Annotated in this window: 5 protein-coding genes; all 5 read left to right on the forward strand. The window is 73.8% G+C overall.

The window, feature by feature from the left end:
* Positions 1-1,145 precede the first annotated feature (1,145 nt).
* The 5 genes from SM793_RS36485 (at position 1,146) to SM793_RS24500 (ending at position 5,930) form a co-directional block, all read left to right on the forward strand.
* Entirely contained in the window at positions 1,146-1,751 is a 606-nt protein-coding gene (locus SM793_RS36485) for a response regulator transcription factor (RefSeq protein ID WP_413816026.1), read from the forward strand.
* A 138-nt stretch (positions 1,752-1,889) separates the two neighbouring features.
* A complete protein-coding gene (locus SM793_RS24485; RefSeq protein WP_320440445.1) occupies positions 1,890-3,137 on the forward strand; it encodes a PucR family transcriptional regulator in 1,248 nt (415 codons plus the stop codon).
* Positions 3,138-3,385: 248 nt separating this feature from the next.
* Positions 3,386-4,237, forward strand: a complete 852-nt coding sequence (locus tag SM793_RS24490) for an alpha/beta hydrolase (protein WP_320440446.1) — start codon at positions 3,386-3,388, stop codon at positions 4,235-4,237.
* Between the two features lie 90 nt (positions 4,238-4,327).
* Entirely contained in the window at positions 4,328-5,200 is an 873-nt protein-coding gene (locus SM793_RS24495) for an AraC family transcriptional regulator (protein ID WP_320440449.1), read from the forward strand.
* 19 nt (positions 5,201-5,219) lie between these two features.
* Positions 5,220-5,930, forward strand: a complete 711-nt coding sequence (locus SM793_RS24500; RefSeq protein ID WP_320440447.1) for an alpha/beta hydrolase — start codon at positions 5,220-5,222, stop codon at positions 5,928-5,930.
* The last annotated feature ends 70 nt before the right edge of the window (positions 5,931-6,000 follow it).

The raw sequence follows: 6,000 nt of genomic DNA on the forward strand, positions 1-6,000 counted from the left end.
CGGCGCCGGCGGCGTCCCCGGCCCACCCCGACGCGCCGCCGGCCCCGGGCGTGCGGCCCGGCGACCGGACGGCCGCCGAACGGCTGCGCGCCGCCGCGGCCGAGCTCGCGGCCACCGCGCCCGGAGCGGCGGCGGAGCTCAGCCTCAGAGCGCTGGAGCTCACCATGGAGGACCCGTCGCAGCGGCCGAGGGTCATCGCCGAGACGCTCCCGCTGCTCTGGCAGCTGGGGCAGCCGGCCCAGGCGCACGACCTGGGGGCGGCGGCCCTGGCCGCCGGCGGCCTCGGGCCCGACGACGAGGCGCGGATCCGCCTCGCCATGGCGCGGCTCGCCAGCCACTTCGACTTCGCCGAGGCCGTCCGCCAGGCCCGCGCGGGGGCCGCACTGCCCGGGATCCCGGCCGCGCTGCGGGCCCGACTGCTCGCCCTGCTGTGCCTGGGCCTGTCACTGGCGGGTGATTTCGAGGGCGCGGAGCGGACGGCCGCCGAGGCGCGGGAGGCCACCGACACGGCCCGGGACGGCATCGCCCAGGCCACCGTGATGGTGGTCGACTCGGCCCTGTCCTTCTACCGGATGGACTGGAACGAGGCGCTCCGCCGGGCGAGCCGGGCGGCAGCCCTCGCGGCCGCCCTGGGCATCGCCCCGTCCGTCTGGATCCCGGAGGCGCTGTGGCAGTGCCTGCTGCTGACCGTGACCGGCCGCACCGCGGAGGCGCTCGCGCTCGCCGGGGCCGGGGTCGACGACACCCGCCACCAGGGCCCGTCGGTGGCCGCGCGCCTGTGGCTCATGCACCGCGCCCGGGCGCTGCTGGACGCCGGACGGCTGGCGGAGGCCCGGGCCGACGCGGAGGCCGCCGCCGACCTGAGGGGCGCGTTCGACGGCGGAGACCTCGCCGAACTCATGCTCCTGTACACCCTGACGCGCGTGGCGATCCACGCCGGCGACCGCGAGGCCGCCCGGCGGTGCGCGGCACAGGCGCGGCGCGTACGGGGTACGGGCGCACCGCTCGCCCGGAGCGTCGGCGCCTGGATGCTGGTGCAGCTGGCGGACTTCGACGGCCGGCCCGACCTCGCCCTGGCGGAACTCGACGAGGTACTGACGGCGCTCGCCGAGGAACGGCCGGCCCTGGTGAGCCCGGTCGACCCGATGGACACGCCCGCCCTGGTCCGGACCGCCCTGCGCGCCGGCGTAGCCGAGCGGGCCGCCCCGGCCGTCGAGGTGGCCGAGCGGCGAGCCGCGCGCAACCCGGACTTCGCCGTCCTCGCCGCCAGTGCCGCGCACGCCCGCGGGCTGCTCGACAACGATCTGGCGCACCTCCTGCGCGCCGTCCGGCTGTTCGAGGGGTGCTCACGCCCGATCGCCCGGGCCTCGGCGCTGGAGGACGTCGGACGCAAGCTCGCGACCACCCGCGGGCCCGAGGCGGTGCCGTACCTGGAGCAGGCGCTCGCCCTCTACGGCCGGTCGGGCGCGGAGCGGCACGTCGCACGGGTCCGCCGGCGCCTGCGGGCCGCCGGGGTGCGCCGACGCCCCGCACCGGCCGGAACAGCCGGGGAATGGCCCGAGCTGACGGCGTCCGAACTCCGGGTGGTCCGGCTGGTGGCGCAGGGGCTGACGAACGCCCGGGTGGCCGCGGAGCTCTCCCTGTCGCCCCACACGGTGGGCTCGCACCTGCGCCGGGCCTACACCAAGCTCGACCTCGGCTCCCGCGCGGAGCTGGCCCGACTGGTGGAGAGACGCGACAGCGGAGAGTGACTGCTTCGCATCCCCCGTCGAAGCCGTACCTATGGACCCTTCATGCGATGTGCCGGCGTCGCCGCCTCCTCAAAATGATCAACAGCTGCGGAAAGGAAGCGTTCCGCAGGGAACAGTTGGTCGAGAGAGGAACAGCGCATGACCGCAAGGCTCCAGCGAGCCCGCCCTGGCAGCCCTGGACTCCAGGCGCTCGTCGACGAACTCGCGGAGCAGCTCGGCCGGTCCGTCGCGATCGACGATCCGCTGGTCCGCGTGGTCTGCACGAGCCGCCACTTCGGCGACGAGGACCCCGTCCGCATCGGCACCCTGCTCCAGGGCCGGGCCGACAACGCCACCATCCGCTACGTACTCGCCCAGGGAGTGACCCAGTGGCCCGGACCCGGATTCATCGAGGGGCGTGATGACCTCGGACTCCTGCCCCGCTACGTCGTGCCGCTGCGCGAGCGCGGACACCTCCTGGGGCTGCTCATGGTGGTGGCGCCCGGCATGGCGCTCGCGGACAGGGAGACCGAGGCCATCGGACGGGCGGCCGGCCTGATGGCGGCGCAGATGTACGTCGAGCAGCTCGGCGCCGACAGCCGGCGGAGCGAGGAGCGGACCCTGGTCCTGGAACTCGTCGACACCGACGTCGTCACCCGCACCGCCGCGCGTCGGCGGGCCGTGGAACTCGGGCTGGTCGGGAAGGCCGAACACGTCCTGGTCACCGTGGTCAGGCTGGGCCGCGGCACGGAGCTCGTCCGGCGGCCCGAGGCCGCCCTGTGGGGCGCCCTGGAGGGCTTCCGGCAGACCCGCCAGGCGCACGGCGCCCTCGCGGTCGACCAGGACCGGGCGGTCCTGCTGCAACTGCGGGAGCGGCCACCCACCCCGCCCGAGGTCGCCGCCCAGTCGGCCCGCATCCTCGAGGAACTCGCCACCTTCCTGGAACCGTCGACGTCCCCGGTCATCGGTGTCGGCGGCCGGCACCTGGGCCTGCAGCACGCCTGGCGGTCGTACGAGCAGTCCCTCGTCGCGGCCCGCGCCGCCCGCCGGCTCCCCTCGCTCCGGAGCACCGGCGACTGGGACCTGCTCGGGGAGTTCGCCGTTCTCCTCCAACTCCCCGAGCACGCGCTGAACGCCGCCCTCGTGCCCGAGCCGCTGCGCACCCTGAACGAGGCCCACGGCGACGACCGGCTCCGGGACACCCTGCGCTGCTTCCTCGAACACGCCGGATCGATCCCCAGGACCGCCGAGGCGCTGCGGCTCCACCGCACCTCGCTCTACTACCGCCTGCGCCAGATCCAGGAGATCACCGGACTCGACCTCGACGACGGCGGCCACCGGCTCACGCTGCACCTGGGGCTCAGGATCGAGGAACTCCTCTGCACGGGCGAGGGCACGGCGGGCTGATCCGGGCTGCTGCGGCTGGCCGCGGCCTGCTCCGGGCTGATCCGGGCTGATCCGGGCTGATCCGGGCTGATCCGGCCGGCCGCGGCCTGCGCCGGCCCTCCCGGACGGCCCTCGCCCTGCGACAAAGCGTTGAGGATCTCGGACCCGATTCCTACAGCGCGCGGTGGTGGTGACGAAGGGCCGTCACCGAAGATGTGAGAGACGGCGCGGGGCTGACGACAGGCCCCTGACCAGGCAAGGAAGAGGGCATGAGAGAACTGATCACCACCGACGGGACACGCCTCGCCTACCGGGACACCGGTGGCGAGGGCGTCCCCCTGGTCATGCTCCACGGCTGGGGCCAGACGCAGGCGATGTTCCGCCACCAGGTCGAGGACCTGTCCCCCGGGCGTCGTGTGGTGACCGTCGACTTCCGGGGCCACGGGCTGTCCGACAAGCCGAAGCACGGCTACCGCATCGCCCGGTTCTCCCGCGATGTGCTCGAACTCGTCGACCACCTCGGGCTGGTGCGCTTCGACGCGCTGGGGTGGTCGATGGGCGTCTCGGTGTGGTGGAGCTTCATCGACCAGTACGGCACCGGACGGATCCGGCGCCTCGTCGCCGTCGACCAGCCGGCGGCCGTCGCCTCCGTGCCCTGGACGACCGGGCGGGAGCAGCGGCAGTCCGGCGCCATCTTCGACGTGTCGCAGCTGCTCGAACTGGGTGCGGCGCTCGCGGCCCCCGGGGGTGACGAGGTGCGCGCCGACTTCGTGCGCGGCATGTTCTCGGGCGACCCGGACCCGGAGGTGCTCGCCTTCGTCGCACGGGAGATCACCTCGACACCCGCCTACGCCGGCGTACCGCTGCTGTTCGACCACTGCGCCCAGGACTGGCGCGACGTACTGCCCCGGATCGACGTGCCGACCCTGGTGATCGGCTGCGAGGGGAGTCATGTGAGCCCCGACTCGCAGCGCTTCGTCGCCCAGCGGATTCCGGGCGCCCGGCTCCATGTCTTCACCTCCGACGTGGCGAATTCGCATTTCCCGTTCCTCGAGAACCCCGCGGCGTTCAACGCGGTGGTGGAGGAGTTCCTCATCGAGGAATCCGGCCCGAGAGCCTAGGGCCCGTCCGTGTCCACGCCGACGGCCGTGCGTACGGCCGCCCCTCCCGCGAAGAACCGAAGGCTTGGAATCCTCATGGCTCAGTCAGTGATGTCACGCGCGCCCGAAAGGGCGGTCCGGCAGCCGGCCGGCGACCGGCCGGTGTCCGCTTCCGAATGGCTCGTCGAGGTGCGTTCCGGAATACCGAGCGAGGGAAACGGGGCCTTCCTCTATCTCGGCATGCACGTCCGCGGATCGGCGACCAGCGTCCGCGAAGGGGTCAGAACGGTCCTGGAGCCCCGCGACCTGGTGTTCTGCGACCCGGCCCGGCGCCACCTCCTGCGGTTCGACGACGACTGCCGGATGCTCTTCTTCCGGGTACCCCGCGGCTACCTGGGAGTCACGGAAGCGGAGCTGGACCAGGTGGTGGGTGTTCCGGTGCGCGGCAACGACGGGCTGGGGGCGCTGGTGTCGGACTTCCTGTCCGCGCTCGCCGAGAAGGCCGATCTCCGCCGCCCCAGGCCCGGGGACCGACTCGCCCGTACGGCCGTCCACCTCCTGTCGGTGCTGCTCATGGAGCTCCTCGAAACCGGCATGGCGGGCGAGGAGGCCGAGGCGCCGACGGTCGGCGGCGAGATGCTGTCCCGGATCCGGTGCTTCATCGAGGAGCACCTCATGGACCCGGACCTCTCACCGGAGTCGATCGCCCGCGCCCACCACATCTCCGTCCGGTACCTGCACAAGCTCTTCCAGAACGAGGGCGTCACGGTGAGCCAGTGGGTGCGGCGACGCCGGCTGGAGTCCTGCCGGGTCGAACTGGGCCGGTCCAACCGGCGGTTCACCGTGGCAGCGGTGGGGCACCGCTGGGGCTTCAGCAGCCCTTCGCACTTCAGCCGCACCTTCAGGGGCGCGTACGGCATGACCCCGAGCGAATGGCAGTCCCTGGCGGCCTCGGCCGTCGCCGACGCCCCGCACGCGGCCTGACACCGAGAAGAGAACCGCCATGACCCCCACCGTCGTACTCGTCCACGGCGCCTTCGGCGACGCAGCGGCCTGGATAGGCGTCATCTCGGAACTGCGCAGCCGCGGCATCCCGGTGATCGCCCCGCCGAACCCCCTGCGCGGCCTCGTCTCCGACGCCGCCTACCTCGCGTCCGTCGTCTCGCAGATCCCCGGCCCCGTCCTGCTCGTGGGCCACTCCTACGGCGGGGCGCTGATCACCGTGGCCGGCGCCGCGGAGAACGTCGTCGGGCTCGTCTACGTCGCCGCGTACGTGCTCCACGAAGGCGAGAGCGTCGGCGAGTTGGAGGAGCGCTTCCCCGACTCCTCGCTGGCGGGCCACCTGAGGACGTGGACCTACCCGCTCGGCGGCGGCGACCGCGCGGTCGAGGTCACCATCGACGAAGCGGCCTTCCCCGCGGTCTTCGCCGCGGACGTGGCGAAGGACGTCGCCGGGGTGCTGGCGGCGGCCCAACGCCCGCTCGCCGCCGCGGCCTTCACCGAGGCGGCCTCGGTGGCCGCCTGGCAGGTCAAGCCGTCCTGGGCCCTGGTGGCCGGAGCCGACCGCGCGATCAACCCGGAGGTCCAGCGCTACGGCGCCGAGCGGGCCGGGTCCGTCGTCGTCGAACTCCCGGACGCCTCCCACGCCGTCGCCCTGTCGGAGCCCACCCAGGTCGCCGACCTGATCAGGGACGCGGTGCGGGCGACGAGCTGACCGGAACGCACGGCGTGGCGCGGACGAACCCCGGTTCCCTAGAGTCGTCCGTACCGGCTCCCCGTCGTGC

Origin of the sequence: Kitasatospora purpeofusca, assembly GCF_034043715.1 — a bacterium.
In the GTDB taxonomy this organism is placed as follows: Bacteria; Actinomycetota; Actinomycetes; order Streptomycetales; family Streptomycetaceae; genus Kitasatospora; species Kitasatospora purpeofusca_A.